This window comes from Kitasatospora sp. NPDC004531, assembly GCF_053602195.1.
Window position 1 is genome coordinate 261,358 of the sequence record NZ_JBSGDD010000001.1, and the last position, 19,727, is coordinate 281,084.

Here is a 19,727-nt window from a genome sequence, read left to right on the forward strand (position 1 = left end):
CGGTCAGTCCTTCCAATCCCCCCTCGCGGCGACCAGCTCCTCGCGCGTGACCGGCCCTTCCGCCGCCTCGATCCACCCGACCGCCCTGCGGACCCGGTCCGCCTGCAAGGGGGCGTCGAGCAGTTCGGCGAGCCGCTCGGTGCCGCCGGCGAGCTCGACCAGGCGGTGCGTGGCCCGGATGTGCGCCGTGCCGGTGGCGGTGCCCGCCGTGAACTCCCGCCCGTAGAGCGCCCGTCCGAGCCGGACCGTGCCCAGCAGGTGGTCGCCGTCGGAACCCGGCAGGTGGTCGCCGTCGGCACCCACCACCCGCCGGACCTCGTCCAGCCGCCAGTCGCCGTCGGCGGCCCGGAGTTCGCCGCCCGGCTGCTGCCGGGTGAAGGCGAGGTAGTGATCGCCCGCGACCTCCCGGCCGGTGGTCTCGGACAGCGGGATGTCGACGGCGAACGGCACAACGCCCTTTTCCCGCACCGGATTTCGCGCCCCGTCGAACAGCGTCACCGCCACCTCGGCATGCCCGGCGTAGCGCGCCATCGGCGTCGCGAACTTGCCGTTGGCGATCACCTGCCCCGAGTCCCCGTGCCCGCCGCCGTCGCGCCACAGGCGTTGCGCGCCGCCGACCACCGCCGGGCTGTGCGTGACGTCCCCGGTGATCCTGGCGCCGAGCTGCCCCTGGAGGCCCGCGTTCTGCGCGGACAGCTCGTACCGGGTACCGCCGGAGGCGGTCGCGTTGGCGGGGCTCAGCTCGACCTTCTCGTCCACCGCCCGGTGTTCCAGCGAGACGACCTTGATGCCGACCTCAACTCCCTTGCCGCCACCCAGTGTTACCCGGTCGGACGGCACCGTCGCCGTCACCCCCGCCCCCTGCGTGGCGGCGCCGAACAGCGCCGACAGGTGGCTGTGCGAGGTGATCGCGCCGACCACGGGCGCCAGTTCCCGCCAGGTGGAGCTGCCGAAGTACTCGGGGCCGCGCAGCCGCAGCAGGTCCTGGACGCCGCCGACGTCGCCGAGCCAGCGCAGCACGTCGGTGTCGCGCAGGCCGCCCTCCCAGACCCGCTCCGGCGGCACCCGGACGGCCACCGGCTCGGGCGACAGCGCGACGGCGCTCAACTGCCCGGCGTCGGAGGCCTTTTCGGCCGGCGCGTCGACGGGCACGGTCTCGCCGGTCTCGACCAGCGCCTCGAACCCGATCGTCGCGGTGCGCCGCCGGTGGACCTGCGCGCCGATCCACGGCCGCCGGGTGATCGTGAACTGGAGCTCCGCCTCGCCGGCGTACGCGCTGCCCGGCACCTTGGCCTTGGTCGCGGACCCGGCGGCGGTGCTCCGGGCCTGGGTGTCCGCCCGGTCGTGGCCGCGCCCGCCGGTGCCGGTCAGGCCGGCCGTCACCGAGACGTGCGGCGCGGCGGGGACGGGGACGGCGGCCACCGCGCCGAGCGCGCCCTGGTGGCCGGTGCCGGTGGCGCCGGTGTGCGCGAAGCTGCGCTGCACGTCGGTGCCGACGTTGAACTCGGTGGTGCCCGACTCCCCCAGGTACTCCATCCGCCGGCGGAGCACCGCGCCAATGCGGACGGTGGTCCGCCCGTGCTCCACCTCCAGCACGTCACCGGCCGTCATGGCCTTGAGCCTGGACTGCAGCCGGTCGGGGGTGAGTTCCTCGTCCAGCTTGCGGCGGATGCCCGCCCAGTCGCTGTCGAACGGGTTGCGCTCCGGCCGCGCTCCGCCGGACGGCAGTCGCAGCCCGCCGGGCCTCCAGCCGTGCTCGACCTGCGACAGGATTGCCTCGCCGAGCGTCCGCCGGGCGCCGGGCGCCGCGCCGTTCGCGGCCTCGGGCCGTGCGTGGACGTCGGTGACGATCGCCGAGGAGTCCAGCCGCCGCCCCTCCACGAAGCCCTTCGGCTGCCGCGCGGTGGCCCGCTGGAGCGGCCCGGCCACCGGTTCGGCGTCGCGCATCGGGACGGCCACCCGCGCCACCGTCTCGACCCGTTCGGTGACGACGCCGTCCGGCATGCCGAGCCGCTTGAACGCGACCCGCACCTGGTACGGCGTCGCGACGTCGAAGAACACGGCCGGCTCCACGTGCTTGCCCCGGTTCGACGCCGAGCCGACGGTCTCCGTCGCCTGCCCGTCACCGCGGTCCGTCCGGTGGGCGTAGCCGCCCGTGACGTCCACCAACGGGGCCTTCGCCTTGACCTGGCCGCCGCCGACCAGCCGGCTGCGGCGGTCGCTCAGGTTGCCCTGGCCGCTGGAGGTGCGGGTGCCGGACTCGAACTCGTACTTCTCCGCCTGCGCGTGGTAGGTCGACGCGCCCAGCTCGGCCGTGACGGTCACCTCCGCCGACCAGGTCCGACCCGAGACGGTCTCGGAAATCCGTCCGCCACGGGTGAGTCGGGACAGCTGCGCCTTGAGCGCCAGCCGGTCGAAGGAGGCGCCGAGGCGCTGCCGGACCTGCTCGGACGGCTCGCCGTGCCTGGCCCGCACCGCGTCCTCCACCGCCGCGCGCACCTTGTCCGCGCCGCTCAGGCCGTGCACCACGTACGACGCGTTCAGCTCCCCCCGCTCCCGCATCCGGCGGGGCGCGGTGTGGGTCGCCTCGACAGCCGGCGAAGGGCTCGACTCGGGCTTCTGCGACGGCGGTTGGAAGCGCGTCCCGGCCTCCGGCGACGCCTTGACGGTGTCCCGGGCGTCCAGGCCCACCTCGGCCCGCAGCGGCACCGACACGTCCGGACGGACCGCCCCGCCCGCCTCGCCGGGCCGGCCGAGGCGCAGGTCCACCACCAGCTCGGCACCGTAGATCACCTGCGGCGCACTGTACTTGCCGCCGGCGTACACCCGGTCGGCCTGCCGGCCCTGCCCGCCGGCCCGCCGGCGCTGCTGGCCGGACGCGGTGGCGCCCAGCTCGACCCCGGGCGTGCCCTTGGCGACGGCGCCGCCGGCCTGGCCCTGCTCGACGGCGGTGCGCGTCCTGAGGCGGCGGTCCACGGTGAACGCGCTGGTCTCGTTGACGGTGTTGATCTCCGCCTTGCCGTCCGCCCGCCGGTACGTCATCGCCTCGACCCGCGCGACGGCGGTGACCACCAGCCCCTCCTTCCCGGGGATCCGCACCTCCAGCGCCTCACCCCGGGTCATCCCGGTCAGCCGGGCGGCCAGGTTCGGCCGGCCGAACGCCTGCATCACCTGCTCGCGGACGGAGTCCCACTCCCCGCCGAACCGTGCCCGCCCCCCGGTGTCCAGGGCCGACCGCAGCGCCGCGGTGCTCTCCACGTCGCGCACCACCACGCTCTCGCCCAAGCCGCCCCGGTCGTCGCCGCCCCGCCACACGCTGTCCGGCGGTCCGGCCACCTCGCGCTCCGCCGCCGCCGGCTCGCCATCGGAGCGCGCCGGGGTCTCCGGGGTGGTGTCCGCACGATCGACCAGCAGCCGGACGTCCGCCGAACCCGCCTCGTGCGCAACGGACTTGCCGTTGAAGGACAGCTCGAAGTGCACGGCGCCCTCGAAGACCACCCCGGGCACCTTCGACTTGCTGGTCAGCTGCGACGTCCGGGCGTCGCCGCGGATGTCCACCCGCTCGCCGCCGAACCGCCCGGCACCGCCCCCGCCGAGTAGGCCGCCGCCCGGCTTCACCGCGCCCGACAGCCCGAGCTGCGCCGCGTTGCCCCGGCTCGCCGCCGTGCTGCGCACCTGCTGCACGGTGGTGCCGATGGTGAACTCGGTCTCCTTGGTCGTCCCGGCCTGCCTCAACTTCCCCACCCGCGCGGTGATTTCGACGGTGCCGAGCCGTCCGCCGCGCCGGTCGGCGAGCGTGACGGAGACCGGCTCGCCGGCCGTCATGCTCTTCAAGTCCCGCTGGAGCCGGGCGAAATCGACCTCCGCGAGGACCTTCTCGCGCAGCGCGGGCCAGTCCCCGCCGAACTCCTCCCGGGCCGCCGCCTCCACCCGGTCCAGCAGCGCCTCCACCGGCGGACGTCGCTGCCCGGCGTCGCGCGGCGCGAGATCGAGCACGATCTCCTGGCCGCCGACCCGGCCGTCCAACAGCCTTTGCGGGGGCACCCGTTGCTCACCGCCGGTGGAGTCGGTCCGCTCCGGGACGGCGACGGTCAGGTCGAGGTCCACCGCTTCGGTACGGCCGGCGGATCCGGTGCCGACCGGCTCGCCGTGGTGGCGCAGGTCGCCGAAGTCGAGCTCCAGCCGCATCGTCGAACCGAACACCTCGGCCGGCCCACTGGTCTTCGACCGGGCCACCATGCCGCCCAGATCGACGTTGACCTCGCCGTGGCCGCGCGCGTGGTAGTACGCGACGAGCTCCGACGGCTCCCCGACGTCACGCGCCTGCCGGGCCTGGACGCCCGCGTTGAACTCCCACTGCACGTCCCGGTTGGTCGCGGTCGCCACCGTCCGGTCGGCGCCGTTCTCGAACTCGATCTTCTCGGTGCGCAGCCGCGTGGACCCGGTGACCTCGCCGGTCAGCTTGACGCTGCCGCTCCACCCGTGCGCGTCGAACGGCGCCGTCCACACCTCGCCCCGCGACAGCGCACCGAGCATCGGGCGCAGCGTCGCGGCCCCGAAGTGCGCCTCCGCGAACGCCCGGGCCGCCGCCCGGTCTCCCGGCGCGGCCTGCACGATCGCCTCGACGACCTTGTCCCGCACGGCCTGCCCGTTCCCGGTCAGCCCGACCACGAGGTCGGTTCCGGCGATCGGCCTCGGCGCGGACGCGTCGCGCGGCGGTGTCGGGGCGGGTTCGGCGACCGGCGTGTGCGCGGCCTCCGGGGTCGGTTCGGTCGGCGGCGTGTGCTCCGTCGGCGGGGTGCGGTCCGTCGGCGGGGCGTGGTCGGCCGGCGAGGTGGACGGTGTCGGTTCGCTGCCGTCGTAGTGGTCGTCGGCGCGGTAGACCGTCACCGGGCGGCCGTCCGCGGGGCCGAAGACGGCCTGGGTGGTGCCGTCGTGGTCGACCACGCGCAGCCGGAGGCCGAGGGCGTGGGCGGTCGCCGCCGGCAGCATCTCGCCGCCCGTCAGCCGCCAGTTGGTGTTCCACTCCGGGACGGTCCGCAGCAGCAGGGCCCGCTCGTGGGCGGACGGCGGCGGCGGGTTGTCGTTGAGGTGCCGTCCGATGGTGTCGCGCAGCTCGTCCACGGGCAGCCCCCGGAACGCCGCCTGGTCCTCGGTGGGCAGGTACGCCAGCAGGTCGGCGGCCGGCAGGTCCTCGCGCAGGAGCTGGTTGTTGCGGTAGTTGGCCACCACCTCGGTCGGCCAGTTCTCCGGGCCGAGCTGCTCGAAGTAGCGCCCGACCTCGGCCTGGAGACGCTCCGGACCGCCCAGCCCGGGCTCGCCGACGGCCACCGCCCGGAGCAGGCAGTAGCCGTCCCCGGCCACCGGCACCCGCCGTCCGGGCGGCGGGAGCTCCACGGGGCGGTCGCTGCCGGTGGACGCGGTGCGGGTGGCGCCGAAGGCGTCGTCGACGTCCATCGGTTCGGCGGTGTCGTGCGGCTGCTCGGGCCGGGTGAAGGTGCTGTAGCGCGCCATGAAGTCCGGGTCGTGCGGCCCGGAGATGTTGTTCTCGCGCGGGTCGGCGACGGAGGCCCACACCGTCCAGTCGCGGCCGAAGCTGTACGGCATCCCGCCGGTGGCCGGGAACACCCGGCGGTCGGTCAGGTCCGCCCAGCGCAGGGTGCCGTCCCGGTCGTGGACGAGTGCGACGGCGTGGCCCGCGCCGGTCGGTCCGGCGCCGAGGACGGTGGCGAAGCTGCCCCGTCCGCCTGCCTGCACCGTCCTCATCAACTTCTTTACCGCGTCGGCACCTTGGCCGAACAGGGCGGGCCCGTCGTGCCGCTTCCACAGCACGTTGCCGGGGATCGGCTCGACCGTGCCGTTCAGGGTCTGCCCGGAGACGCGGGGGCGTCCGAAGTGGGTGTCCCGGTACGCCTCCACGTTCTCGAAGCAGGCGTTCAGGTCGCTGCCGGGCCGGAACCCGTCCACCGGCCGGGCCGGCGCCCCGTGCGGATTGACGTGCCCCAGCAGGGAGTTGCTCATCGGCGGGTGCAACTTTGCTGCGCCGCCGAGGTAGTTGACCAGGCTGCCGGTCAACTCGTGCGCTGGGCCCACCGCTTGGTAGCCGCGGTCGTGCATCACGGCGTCGGTGTTCTCGTACCCGGGGGTGCGCTGCCGCTTGGCCTGCGGCCCCTCCGACGCGGAGTCGTCCCGGCGCAGCGCCACCCCGTCCTCGTCCCGTCCGCGCTTGCGCTCGTTGCGGGGCTGCGGCTCGCCCGGGGTGTCGACGTCCATCGGCTCGACGTCCGCCCCGCGGCGGTCGGTCGGGCGCGGGACGTCGATGTCCATCGGCTCGACGTGGCGGCCGGTACTGCCGCCGCGCCCGACCGGGCCGGACGGCGGGGGCGGCGGCGGCGGGGCGTACGAACTGCCGAAGCCACGGGTGCCGTTGCCGGTGCCCGCGCCGTGTCCGCTGCTCAACGGCGGCGGAGGCGGCGGTAGCGGAGGCCCGGCCGGGTCGGGGCCGGCCAGTCGGCGGCGCGCCGGGCTCGGGCCGGGGTCGCCTTCGCTGTCGGAGTCGCCGTCGTCCCGTCGGCGCCTGCGGCCGGCCGTCTGCGCCGCGTCTGGCGGCTGCGCGTTCCCGTCCGGGCGGCCGGCATCGGTCACCGCCACGTCGGTGTCGGCGACGGGCGGCCGGACCAGGTCGGGCTGGTAGAGGCCCTCCGGGTGGAGACCGGCCAGTTGCTGGTCCGTCAGCCTGGTGCCGTCCGCCCGGGCCGCGTGGTCGCCGGACGAGGACACCGGGACGCGGTCGGCGTGCGCGGACGGGACTCCGAGGTCATGGGCGATGATGCGGGAGCTGAGGCTCGGGTCGCGGTCCTCCAGCGCCCTCGCCAGGTCGCCCTGCGTCTTCGGGGCCATGATGTCGCGCAGCTCCGCCGGCACCAGCCCGTTCGCCTCCAGGCTGCGCACGGCCTGCAACAGGTCGGCGGTGTGCGGCGCGTACAGCGCCTCGGGCGGCAGCTGCCCGTGGGCGACGGCGGTCAGCACCTCGGGGTCGCGGATGACGTGCGGGTCCAGGAAGTTCTGGATCCACTGGTTGATCCGGTCGTCGCCGAAGCGCAGGTTGGAGGCGCTGTTGGACAGGCTGTCGCTGATCTCCTTGATCATCCCGGGCACGTCCTCGACCCTCGCGGTCAGCGCCCGGTCGAAGATCGCGGCCGGGTGGTTCCCGCCCGCCCCGGCGCGCGCGTACGCGCCGCCGTACTGCCGGCCCATCAGCTCCAGGTCGCCCGCCAGCCAGGCCCGCTGCTGCGCGGCCTTCTTCGCGGTGGCGTTCGCCGGGGCCGGCTGCTCCTGCTGGTAGACCTGCTTCGCTCGCTCGCGGACGGCGGCCTTGTCGTCCGCCTGCTGTTCGTCGGCGGCCAGCTTGGCCTGCGCCTTCATCCGCTCCTCGCGCTTCTTCACCGCCTCCGCCCCGGCCTTCCGCTCCGCCTTGGCGTCCTCGGCCGCCGCCCTGGTCGCCCTGGCCTTCTCCGCCCGGTCGGTGGCGGCCTCGGCGGCCCTCGCGGAGTCCTCGGCCTTCCTCCTGGCCGTGGCATGGGCGGCGTCGGCGTCGGCGGAGGCCGTCGAGGCGTCGGCGAGCTTCTGGCGGAGCTCCTGCAGGCGGCCGGCCGCCTTCGCCTCGTCCCTCCGCTCCTTCGGCGTCATCTCCACCGGCTGCGCCTTGCCGGGAACGGGCACATCGACCAGCTCGGACAGCCGCTGCCGCACCTCGGACTCCCGCACCGCGGCCCGGCCGGCGGCGAGCTGCTCGGCGATCTTGCCGTACCGGTCCCGGGCCACCGGCACGGTGGGGTCGAGCAGGTCGCGCGCCAGGTCGCGCAGCGCCTTCGGGTCCTTGCCGGCCCGTTCGAGGTGGCCCGCCAGATCGTCCAACTGCCCGGCCAGCCGCCGCTGTTCCTCGGGAGTGCGCGGTCCGCCCCGGCCGTCGGCGGCGGCCCGCAGCACGGCGGACGCGTCGTCGATCTTCTGCGGCCCGGTGATGCCGTTGACCAGCGCCAGATCGTCGACCGCGCGTTCCTTGACGCGGTCGCGGACCGCCCCCACCGCATCGTGCACGGCGGTGAGCTGCTGGGCGGTCGGGCGGTCGGCGTGCACCCCGGCGACGGCGGCGGCGAGCCGGTCGAGTTCCGGGCGGGCGGTCTCGTCCAGGCCGATCCGGGCCAGCTCGCGGTTCAGCTGCTGCGCGGCTGCGGCAGCGCTGTCGCGGTCGCCGAACGTCCTGGTGTCGAGCGCGTCCGCGAGATCCTTCCCGTACGTCCCCCGCAGATCGACGGTGGCGGGCGTGGCGGCCAAGTCCCGGCTCACCACGACCGCTTCGCCCACGGTGTCGCGGTCGAAATTCGACGCGGCCTTGGCGCCGCTCGTGTCGTACACGCGGTGCCGGTCCGGGGCCATCGCACTGACGAAGTCGCCGAACGCGTCCGAGGCCGCCCGGTGGCTGCCCTCGTCCAGCGAGCGGGCCTTGAACACCGCCGCCGTCACGTACTTGTGCACCATGTAGTCGGCGATCACGTGGTTGCGGTTGATGCTCACGTCGCTCAGCTTGACCTCGGTCTCGCCCTCGGCCTCCCGCATCACCTTCTCCGCGTGTGGCTGCCCGTCGATCAGCTCGCTCCCGGCGTGCTCGAACGCCACCCGGTAGCTGTCCTCAAGGTTCTTCCACTGCCCCGCATCCTGCGGCTTCTCCACCCCGCCCGGTCGGGGGCTGCCCGCCGACGGCGGCCCGGCCTGGACGGCGGCCTCCGCATCCTTGAGGGCCTGCTCGCGCGCCTCGCGCGCCTCCTTCAACCGCTGCTGCCGGCTCTCCAGCTCCGTCTTCCGGCTTTCCGGCATGCCGCCGGTTTCGGCCCTCGCCACCAGCTCGGCGGTGTGCGCCTCGGCGGCCTTGATCCGCTCAATGGTCTTCGGCAGAACCCGGATCTCCGCCTCCTGCCGGTCCCGCAGGAACGGAGCGGCCTCGGCCGGCACGCCCCTCCGGAGCTCGTGCTCGAAGATCGCCGACCGGTCGCGCTGCGCCTGGGCACCGTCCCGCAGAGACTCCAACTTGGCGCGCTCCGCAGCGATTTGAGCGGACCGCTCCGGCGTCGGGCGACCGGTGGACTCCTCCTGACGAAGGACCTCCAACTGCTCCTCCGCCCGGGCGACCGAGTCGGTCAGCCGGTCCGCGTTGCGCGACAGTACGTCCGCGTGCAGGAACTTCTCGTTGCGGTTCTGCTTCAGCAGCGCCTTCGTGTCCTTGTCGTTGAGCACGTCCCGCTCGTAGCGCTCCAGATCGGGGCGCATCTGCCGGAACTCCGCCGAGTCCCCGAGGAACTTCTCGATGGTGTCGAAGGTGTGCTTGCCGTCGATCCGGTGCCCGCTCTCGCGGTCCGTCGCAGCCGGCACGGTCGTCCCGCCGTGCGCACCCGTCGGCGGCGGGGGCGGCGGGGACGGGAGTTGCTCGTTCGACCTGCGTGGCTCGGCGGCCGGTGGCCGGTGCTCGACGGCCGGCTGCGGCCGGGGCTCGGCGGTGGGCTGGGGCGTACCGTCCACCTGCTCCATGAACTCGCGGAAGCCGTCGTACGCGGCGTTCTGCGCGGTGGTCTCGCGCACCGGGTTCGCAGCGCCGTCGTGGAGCGCGGACGGGTCCGGGCCGTACAGCTTCTCCAGCAGCGGGTACAGGTCGGGCTCGTTCCTCTTCACCCACTCCGCACCGTTGTTGCGCGGCTCACCGGTGTACGGGTCGCGGCCGTGGTTGGTGCCCAGGTAGGCGTTGGTGGCCTGGGCGAAGTACTCGTGCTGGTCCTTCGACGAGTAGTTGCCGGGCGTCCTGCCGTCCGGCCACTGCACGTTCTTCGCCGGGTCCTTGGCAGCGTCGGTCTTCTTCTCGAAGGCGTCCTTGATCGTCTGCTTGTCGTGGTCACTCAGCCCGAACTCGTGCACGGTGTGGCTGAACTCGTGCGTGGTGGTGGAGTACCCGTCCGCGTAGTGCCCGCCCGCGCCCACCGAAGTGCGCTCGCCCAGCAGGTTCTCCTCGGTGACGGCGGAGTGCCTGCCGCCCGAACCCCGCATGTCGTCGTAGCCGCGACCGCCGCCCGCCTCGCTGTCGACGGTCAGGCCGCGCAGGTCGTGCAGGTCGGGGACGTCGGGCATCCGCACGTCCTTCGGGACGATCACCACGTCCGCGCCGTTCTTCATCAACTGCGCTGCGGTGTCCGGGTCCTGGAGCATCCGGGCGACCTGCCGCTGCGCCTCCAGGCGGGCGGACGCGGCCTGCTCGGCACGCGGGTCCACGTGCACGATCAGCTCGGCGGCCACCTTGGCGAAGTCCTTCGGCGGCAGAGACGACTTCAACGCGTCCACGAACCGCGGGTCCTGCGCCAGCCAACGCCGGTGCTCCGGCCTGAGGTTGGCGATCTCCTGGGCCCGCTGCTCCGGCGTCATGCCCGGCAGGTCCTGCCGCAACCGGTCCGCGTCGGCCGGACGCACCCGCGACACGTTCCGCCTGGTGCCGCCGAGTTGCTCGACGGCGTCCCGCACGCTGCCCGCCCGGCCCAGCCGGTCAAGCTCGGTCTGCCGCTCCTGCCGCCGACGGTCCAGCAACTGGTCGTGGGTCTGCTCCGTCACCGGACGGGCCGCCGACTCGCCGACGCGACCTGCGCCGGGGCGGATCGTGCCACCGGCCGGGGCGGCAGCGGCAGGAGTGGCCGGACGCGGCACGGCTCCGGTCCCGGTGTGCCCGCCGACCGGGCCCGGGGCGAACCCACCCGCCATCGGCGCACCGGCCGCCGGGTTCTGCGCGGGAGTGTCGCTCGCCGGTCCGTCCGGAACGACCTGCCCGGGCGCCTGCTCTGCCACCCTGGCCGGGGCTGGCCCCGCCGAGAGCCGCGTCCCACCGTCCAGGCTGGTACCGCCGGCGGCAAGGTGCCCGGCCCCGCCCAGCACACCCGAGATGTTGGGCATCACGCCCGCCCCGCTCGGCCTCGGCTCCCTCGGATCACTCCCCGGCGCGGGCTCGTACGACGCCGGGACGGACTCGTGCGCAGGCGCGGCCCGCAACACCGACTCGTTCGCTGCCTCGACCCGCCCCCGCTGCGCAGCGGACTCGGGCAGGGGCGCAGCCGTGTGCGCAGCCGCGGCGGGCTGCGACTCGGAGCGCGGCACCGCCTCCTCCCGCACCGGCGGCACCGACTCACGCACGACCGCCTGCGCCTGCCCGGACTCGTGCGACGCCGGAGCCGACTCCTGACGCGGCACCGACTCGTGCACCGACGACGTGGCGGACGAGACCACCGCCTCGCGCGGCACCGCCTGCTCGTGGACGGGCGCACCCGTCCCCTGGCGCGGGACAGACTCGTTCACCGGCGCGGCAGCCTGCGACTCCGAGCGCGGCGTCGCCTGCTCGTGCACCGACGGCACCGATTCGTGCACCGGCGCGGGAGGCTGCGACTCGGCACGCGGCGTCAAGCTCTCTCGCGTCGGCGGCACCGACTCGCGCACGGCCGCCTGCGCCTGCCCGGACTCGTGCAACGCCGGAGCCGACTCCTGACGCGACGCCGACTCGTGCACCGACGACGTGGCGGACGAGACCACCGCCTCGCGCGGCACCTGCTCGTGAACGGGCGCACCCGTCCCCTGGCGCGGGACAGACTCGTTCACCGGCGCGGCAGCCTGCGACTCCGAGCGCGGCACCGACTGCTCGTGCACCGGCGCGGGAGGCTGCGAATCGGCACGCGGCGTCACGCTTTCTCGCGTCGGCGGCACCGACTCCTGACGCGGCACCGACTCGGGCGCCATCGACGTGGTGGACGAGGCTGCCGTCTCGCGCGGCACCGCCTGCTCATGCAGCGCCGGCACGGGCTCCTGACGCGACACCGACTCGCGCGGCGTCACGCTTTCCCGCGTCGGCGGCACCACCGGCTCCTGGCGCGGCGCAGCCGTCTCCTGCACCGGCGCGGCCGAACGCGACTCCGCACGAGGTGCCGCCGCCTCCTGGACGTGCGCCGCCGCCTGCTCGCTCGGGGCCGAGCCCGGTGCGGCGGTGTGCCCGGCGGACGGCGACGCCTCGCTCGCACCGCGCCCCCCGCCGAACGGCGTCAGCCCGCTCACCTTCGACTCGCCCGAGCCCGAGCCCGCGCCCGCCCCGGAATCCGCGCCGCGCGACGCACCCGACGCACTCGCGCCGGAACCCGAACTCGACGCTCCCGCACCCGAGTCCGCCGTCTTCGCGGCTCCCGCCCCCGCACTCCCCGACGGCCCGTGGTACGAACTGGCGCCGGCCGTGTCGGGCTTGTTGAACGTGGGCGTCGCCCCGTCCGAACCGCCGTTCGTGCCGGGCAGCTTCGGCCCCTCGGCGGCCTTGGGCGTCACGAAGTGGCCCTTCGCCTTGGCCGCGCCCGCGTGCAGGCCCGCGCCCGCGCCGCCGGAGAGGCCGGAGCCGAGGAGGGAGCTGCCGTCGACCTTGCCGGTGGTGATCAGCTGGGTGGAGACGTCCGCGCCGACGCCGACGGCCGCGCCGGTGGCCATCTTGCCGGCGGTGGACTTGAGCGCGGCCTCGACGCCGAGCTTCTCGCCGGCCTTGCCGATGCCCTTGCCGATCAGGTGGCCGGACGCGCCGCCGACGGCGCCGCCCGCCGCGTTCTGGCCGACTTCCTTCATGTCGATGCTCTTGCGGTGGCCCTCGGCGAGTTCGATGCCCTGGGCGAGGAGGTTGATCGCGGCCATCTGGGCGGCCTGCTTGGCCGCCATCACCAGCATCTCCTTCAGCAGGAGTTTCAGGGTGGCCGAGACCGTGGCCTTGCTCGCCGCGATGAACCCGGGCACTTCCAGCATCGACAGTCCGCCGGTGAACGGCGCCTCCGCCTCGGCGGTCGCGATCTCGAAGGCCAGGATGCCGAGTTGGGCGATGATCTGGATCTTCGCCGTCTCCGCCGAGTTGGCGACCTGCTCCAGCATGTCGCCCATGCCGTTCAGCGCGTTGATCGCGCCGGGCAGGTAGCCGGGGTCCTGTTCGGTGCCCTTGCCGACCGAGTACTTCTCCCAGTACGTGCCCAACGCCTCGGCGGCGACGCCCTGTTGGCCTTCGAGGGCGCGCTTGATGGTGGCGTCGCCGGCCTGCGCGGCGTCCGCCAGGGCCTCGGCCGCCTTGCGGCAGTGGTCGGCCATGTCGCGGAGCTGGTCCTCGTCGGCCTCCGGCCACCGGCAGCCCGCGAGCAGCAGGAGCACCCACTGGAGGGGCTCCGGGAGTTCGACCGCCATGGGATCAGTGCCTTCCGCTCTGGTGGCTCGGGGTGCTGTGGTAGCTGGGCGGGATGATCCGCATGGGGGCGTGGCTCGGCAGTTGCGGCGAGGCGGGCATCGGCGCGTTGCCGGGGTCCACGCCGTTCAGCGCGGTGACGACGCCCTCGTCGGCGTTCTGGTAGCCGTCGGCCATCGCCTTCAGGCCGTCGGCGATGCCTTTGAGCGCGGCAGGCAGGCCCTTGACGACGTCGAGGGTGTCCTTGCTGTACTTCAGGTAGCCCTTCTCGCCCTCGGCGAACTGCTTGCCCGACTCGTCGTTGCCCCAAGGGTGTTGGGACTCGAGTGCGGGCAGGTACGAGCTGAGCGAGCTGTACAGCGAGCCCACCTGTTCGGAGACGGCGAGCATGGACGACGCCGCCGCTTGGTACTGCGCGGGGTCGACCTGGAAACCGGTGCCGGCCTTCCCGGACGTGTCGACCGCCGCCGGCCTGGCGGTGATCCGGTTGCCGGGGACGGCGGCGGTGCCGACCTTCGTGCGCGCGGCGAGCGGCTCGGTGGGCGTCCGCTCCGACGGCCGTGCGGCGGGCGGCGGTTCGGAGCGGCCCAGCGTCCGAGCGGTGATGCGCGGCGGCGCCGGCGCCCCTTCGACGGGCTGCGCCGGCTCGCCGCGCTCGAACGACCCCAGCGTGGTGGCCGGCTCGTCCCGTCCGCGCACCGCCCGGCCCGCCAACTGCGGTGCGGCGTCGGCCTGTTGGAAGGCCTCCGGGGCGGTCCAGGACGACTCCCCGACGGGATCGGCCGCACCCACCCGGAACCGCGTGGCGACCGCCGGTTCGGCCTCGGCCTCGGCTGCCGCGTACCAGGCCTGCTCGTCGTTGCTCATGGTGTTCCTTCGTCAGTTCGGTTCGACGGCAGCCGCGATCAGCCCGCAGCGGGCCCGCCCGAAGCCCCCGAGGCCCCGGGCGCGGTGGCCAGCCGGGACAGCGCGGCGCGCAGGAACGGGCTGGGCACCTGGAATCCCTCCTCCTGCAGCAGCGGGGCACGCTCCGGCTTCTCGTCCGCGCCACCCGCCCCGGCGGCCGGCGCGGCGTCGCCGGGCGCGGCCGACTCAGGCACATCACCGTGGCCCCGACGCGCCGCCACGCTGCGCGAACGCTCCAGGTAGGCGTCGTCCGCGCCGGACGCCGCGACATCGCCCTGACGCTCCGTCAAGTCCGCTTCAGAGGACGCCACTTCGCTGGATTCGGCACCCGTCCCGAGCAGCACCCCGGCCAACTGGCTCAGCATCTCCTGCTCACCGGACGGACCGGCGGCAACCGGCGCGGCGGCCGGCTCCGGGCCGGTGAACGTGCCGTCCGCGCGGGCGTCGTCCAGCCAACGGCGGCGCGCACGGTGCCAGTTGCGGTCGCACGGGCCGACCTCGCCGGCCTGGCCGAGGATGCCGGCGTCGTGCAGCAGCTCGTCCTCCTCCTCGCCCTCCGCGCCGAAGCGGGTCGGGCTGAGGAACCGGTTGCCCCCCTTGCCGTCCTTTCCGCCGCCACCGCCGCGTCCCGCGCCGCCCATGCCGGCCATCGGGCCGCCCGCGCCCATGCCCGCCGCACCGCCGACCCCGGCGGCACGCCCGCCGGCCGCGCCGCCGCCCGAGCCGAGCCCACTCGAACCCACCCGCCCGGCCGCCCCGGCCGCGCCGGACATCCCCCGCGCCGACGCACCGCCGGCCGCGCCGAGCCCCGAACCGCCGCCGACCCCGGCCCCGCCACCGACCCGGGCCGACCGCGCACCGATCCCGCTGCCGCCGCCCGCGCCGCCCAGCCCCGCACCGCCCGCGCCGGCACCGCGCAGCGCGGACCCGGCGCCGCCCACCCCGCCCCCGCCGCGCGCGGAGGAACCGCCCGCACCGCCGAACGGGTTGCTGCCCGCGCCCCGGAACGGGGCCGGGCCGCCGGCGCTGCGCGGCGACGCACCCGAGCTGCCGGTGTAGCCACCGGTCCGGCCGAGGTTGCCGAGGCCGCCGAACGGAGTGCCGCCCACGCTGCCGCTCAGCCCGGCGCCGGGGCCGGAGTTGCCGAGCGGCGAGTAGCGGCTGCCGGACGGGCCGGCGCCCGGGGCGGACCCGAGTTCGGTGCCGATGCCGCTGCCGAGGTCGCCGAGCCCGGCGAGGTTCAGCGGGTGTGCGCCCGCGCCGCCGAGCGGACTGAACACCGGTGCGCCGCCGCCCGATCCGCCCGACCCGAGGTTGGGCGAGTTCGGCGTGGGCAGCTTGAACGGCGTCAGCGCCGGAGCCCCGCCCGACTGCCCCGCGCCGCCCGCCGATCCGGCCCCGCCGACGCCGCCGAACCCGGGCACGCCGCCGTGCGACCCGACCCCGGCCCCCGCCCCGCCGGCACCGCCGCCCGCCCCGCCGGGCAGACCGGCGCCGACCCCGGGCGCGTCCGGCAGCGAGAACGGGCGCGCGGCGGCCGCGCCGCCGTACGGCCCGCCCGCCCCGTCACCGGTCTCGCCCGGCACGCGCACCCCGGCCGGCATGACGGCGGGGCTGCGTCCGGACATCTGCTCGGCCCCGCCCGCACCACCCGAACTCCCGTTGCCACCAGCCCCGTTGAGGGCGCAACTCTTGGCCATGCCGGTCATGTCGGCGAGGTGGCCGGCGTTCTTGCGGAGCTTGCCGTCCACCTCGCCGACGACCTGTCCGACGTACTGGTGATAGACGGCCGCGGCCTGTTTGATGCCTGCGGAGTTGGCGATGTCGTCGTTCTTGCCGGCCGGGTTCTGCTCCATGTACTTCTTCGCGTACTGGAGTTCACGGACCATCTCGTTCTTGGTGTCGATCACCGCGCCGGTCGCCCCGTGCAGCGAGGTGGCGATCGCGTTCCCGGACTGCAGGGTGGTCGCGACGTGCGAGTCCTCGCCGCCGGCGAACTTCTGCAGGTACTGCTGGAAGCTGTCGGCGGCCGGTCCGGACATGCTCGCCATGGCGCGCTGCGCCGCCTCGGTGATGGCCCGCACGTGGGTGTCGGCGATCCGGTTCCACTCGTCCCAGGCGGCGGCGAGTTCGGCGAGGAGTTCCTCGTTGGCGTCGGGGAAGGCGATGTCCTTGCCGTTCTCGTTCTTCTGAACGGTCTTCAGGACTTCGGCGAGGTCGGCAGGCAGCACGATCATGGCGGCAGGCTCTCCGGGTGGACGATCATGTTCGGAGCTTGGACGGGTGAGCGTCCCCGGCCGCGATGGACAACGAATGAACACGCCCCCGGGCGACGCCTCGCCCGGGGGCTTTCTCGGTCAGATGACCTGCCGCATGCCGGGCCCGCCGCCGCCGCGGATCGGGTCCGGGGTGTTCTTGTGGTGGTTGTAGTCGAGGGTGGGGGCGTCCGGCTTGTGGTAGCTGTCGTCCGCGCCGGTGTTGCCGATCGACGCGATCGGGGCCGGCGGCGGGGGCAGGTCCGGTTCGCGGTCGACGGCCACCGTCTCGTGGGGCACGCGGATCTCCCGGTCGGCGCTCGGCACCGCCGGGGGCGCCGCGTCGGCGCCGACCGGACGCGGGGAGGCCGGGCGCGGGGACGCCGGGGTGGTCCCGTCGGTGGTGATCCGGCCGATCCGGTCGCCGTGCTCCTCGTCGTTGACCCGATGCCGGGCCGCCATGGCCTGCAGGTTCTGCCCGACGGCGGTGGCGTTCTTCATCAACTCCCGGATGCCGGTGAGGGCCTGCTGCTGGTGCTTGCCCAGCCCGCCGACCGACGAGCCGCCGCCCTTGAGGGCCTTGCCGAGCAGGTCGCTGCCGTACACCGTCTCCTCGACCTGCTTGACCTTGGCCTCCAACCGGTTGGCCGGGCCCTCCAGTTCGTGCAGCAGGTCCATGATCTTCTTGGCTGCGGTCTCGACCTCGTCCAGGTCGATCCACACCGTTTCGTTCGCCATTTCTTCCACCCTCCAGGTGTTCGCGCCCCCGGGCAGCCGGGCTCGGACCCCCGCCCTCCGGTCTCGCGGACACGCCGCAGCGCTCGCACCGGATTCAGGGCAGGCCGAGGCACTCGCGGCTGCCGTACCCGCCAATTGGCAGGCAACTCTACTTGCCGTCCGGAAGCGTAGGGCCGAAGACGACCGCCGAGGTGACGCAACGTCACCTCGGCGGGGAGCTTCCCGGGGCGACGCACGCCCCGAAGGTATGGAGTTGGCAAAGTCCGTCACGCCGTACGGCGGCCCCGCAGCAGAGGTCTTCGCTCTGCGCGACGGAGAGTCGTGATGGTCCAGTGAGGGTCGAGTGTTCCCGGGTGAACAGTGGCGGCGGGCCCAACTGCGTTCGCGGCCGGGCCCCTTGGCAGCGGGGCCCGGCCGCTACGAACGGTGACATCCACCCCCACCGGCGGTCACCGTCCGGCTCGGCGCTCCTGGTACGCGTCGATCACCGCGTCGATCGGAATCGACGGCCAGGTGCTGATCTCTCCGGTCTCCCGGTCGACCACGCCGGTGGCGTCGCCGAGGTTCGCCGGCGGGCGCGGCTGCCCGGTCGCCGGGTCCACCTCCAGCGGCGCGGGCGCGGCCCACACCACCCAGCCGAGGTCGAACTCCCGGAACCTGACCTCCCGCCCGGCGGCCCCCTGCGGCGCGCCGTCGTTCAGCCATGCCTGCGCCTTCGCGAGGGCCTGCTCCTGGGTGATCATGCGTTTCCTCCTGCGGTGCGGTGTGCGTCGCCGAGTGCGGCCAGCGCCGCGACAGTGGCGGTGAGTTCGGGCGATTCGGGCAGCGGCTCGCCGGCGAAGCCCCGGTGCCGGAGCGCCAGTTGCCTGCTGCGGTCGGCGCGGGCGACCACCAGGACGTCCCAGTCGCCGGCGGCGGCGGGCGGGCCGGCCAGCCGGACGGACACCCGGACCGGCCGGGTGCCGGGCCGCAGGAACGTCCGGTCCACGATGTCCGCGATCCGCCCCTCCGGATCCGCCGGGTCGAGCTCGAACTCGCGGTGCAGCAGCGGCAGTTCGACGCCCTCGCCCTCCACGGTGAGGGTCAGGTGTCCGACCGCGGGCACCCCGTACCGCCGCAGCGGGCGGGTGGCCTCGGCCGCCAGCGCCATGGCGGCGGCGAGCAGTTCGCTGGCCGGGCCGTGGTCGGTCCAGCTGTCCTGGTGGACGGCGCGCGGCAGCGGAGCGGGCTCCGTCCACCGGCCGTCGGCCCCGACCCGGGCCGGGGCGTAGCCCTCGACCAGCCGGGCGAGCCCCTCCTCGGGGGTGGCGCCGAGGTACCACCAGTCGCTCCGGCCCTGCCGGAACAGCCGGCCCTGCGCGTCGAGCGCGAGGACTCCGTCGCCGGTCCGGCCGACCGGGAACACCGAGGCGCCCAGCCGGCGGGCGAGCGCGGCGGCCACCGTGCGGCTGCCGCGCGCCACCGCCGGGTCGATCACGGCACTGTGCGCCGCGACCTCCACCCCGGGGCCGCCGCGGGGGACGGTCAGGTCGCCGTACTCCGCGAGGAAGCGCTGCGCCGCCTCGGACGGCTCCACCAGGGCGTCCTCGTCGACGACCGCGACGACCGCCATCAGCAGCCGCTGTTCGGCGTCGGCGTCGGGCCGGCGGCCCTCGGTCCAGCCGGCCTCGGCCAGGGATTCGCGCAGTGCCGTGGTGAAACGGGCCTCCGTCATCGCCGACCCCCCTCGACCACCTCGACGCCGAGCTCCGCCAGCAGGGCCGCGCAGGACCGGCAGGGCGGCACCGGCGCACCGTGCTCCGCGCTGTCGTCCGGCCGCACGGCGATGCTGCTGATCCAGCTCTCCGCGAAGTGCGGGCGGGCGTCCTCCAGCGTGGTCTCCGCACCGTCGGCGCGCTGCTCGTCCAGGTGGTGCAGCACGTCGGAGATCAGGCCGGTCTCCGCGCACCGGGCGGCGAACGGCTCGCGCTGGTAGGGCGGCAGCTCGTCGAGGAACTCCTGTACCGCCGGGTGCAGTTCGGGGTCCTGCTCGCCGAGCGTGTTGGACCGGGTCCAGAGCGTCCGGTCGACGAGCAGGGTGGACACCGTGTGCGGCACCTCGGCCTCGGCGGCCGGCCGGTACCGGTCCAGCGCCTCGTACGGGTTGACGCCGAGGAACTCGACCTCGTCGGCGCCCAGGTGGAAGAAGCTGCCGCCGGCCGAGACCACCAGCCGCCCCGGCCCGTCCAGTTCGGCCCCGACCGGGACGACCGGCTCGCCCAGCGCCGCCGCCAGCTCGGCCAGCGCCGCCGCCGACTCCGGGCCGGCCGGGGCGGTCGGCACCGTCCGCAGCACGCCGCCGGACGCGGTCGGCAGCGTCAGGTCGCCGAACCGCCCGAGGAAGGACAGCGCCGCCGACTCCTCCCCCGCCTGCCCGCCGTCCGCGCGCACCCAGTCGGCGAGCAACTCGCGGGCGCGCTCGCCGATGTCACGCGAGGGCGACCAGCCGCAGCCGGCCAACCACGACAACGTCCCGTCAGGGTCGCGGGGTTGAGGCATGAGTGTTCTGC

Annotated in this window: 7 protein-coding genes; all 7 read right to left on the bottom strand. The window is 75.0% G+C overall.

Annotated features, from left to right (window positions below; translation table 11 throughout):
- Positions 1 to 3: 3 nt before the first annotated feature.
- The 7 genes from ACWEMJ_RS01210 to ACWEMJ_RS01240 all read right to left on the bottom strand — a co-directional run bounded on the left by ACWEMJ_RS01210 (position 4) and on the right by ACWEMJ_RS01240 (position 19,716).
- Complete coding sequence (locus ACWEMJ_RS01210; protein ID WP_452134828.1) at positions 4 to 13,281, bottom strand: WXG100-like domain-containing protein; 13,278 nt, start codon at positions 13,279 to 13,281, stop codon at positions 4 to 6.
- 4 nt (positions 13,282 to 13,285) lie between these two features.
- Positions 13,286 to 14,146, bottom strand: coding sequence for a hypothetical protein (locus ACWEMJ_RS01215; RefSeq protein ID WP_452134829.1), 861 nt, complete (start codon positions 14,144 to 14,146; stop codon positions 13,286 to 13,288).
- 38 nt (positions 14,147 to 14,184) lie between these two features.
- Positions 14,185 to 16,422, bottom strand: coding sequence for a WXG100-like domain-containing protein (locus ACWEMJ_RS01220; protein WP_452134830.1), 2,238 nt, complete (start codon positions 16,420 to 16,422; stop codon positions 14,185 to 14,187).
- 120 nt (positions 16,423 to 16,542) lie between these two features.
- A complete protein-coding gene (locus ACWEMJ_RS01225) occupies positions 16,543 to 17,178 on the bottom strand; it encodes a hypothetical protein (RefSeq protein ID WP_452134831.1) in 636 nt (211 codons plus the stop codon).
- Positions 17,179 to 17,627: 449 nt separating this feature from the next.
- Positions 17,628 to 17,921 (bottom strand): hypothetical protein, encoded by a 294-nt coding sequence (locus ACWEMJ_RS01230; protein ID WP_452134832.1) that lies wholly within the window; start codon positions 17,919 to 17,921, stop codon positions 17,628 to 17,630.
- Complete coding sequence (locus ACWEMJ_RS01235) at positions 17,918 to 18,892, bottom strand: SUKH-3 domain-containing protein (protein WP_452134833.1); 975 nt, start codon at positions 18,890 to 18,892, stop codon at positions 17,918 to 17,920. Before ACWEMJ_RS01235 ends, ACWEMJ_RS01230 begins: the two co-directional genes overlap by 4 nt.
- Positions 18,889 to 19,716: a YwqJ-related putative deaminase gene (locus tag ACWEMJ_RS01240; RefSeq protein ID WP_452134834.1), complete on the bottom strand. Its 828-nt coding sequence runs from the start codon at positions 19,714 to 19,716 to the stop codon at positions 18,889 to 18,891. Before ACWEMJ_RS01240 ends, ACWEMJ_RS01235 begins: the two co-directional genes overlap by 4 nt.
- Between the last annotated feature and the right edge of the window lie 11 nt (positions 19,717 to 19,727).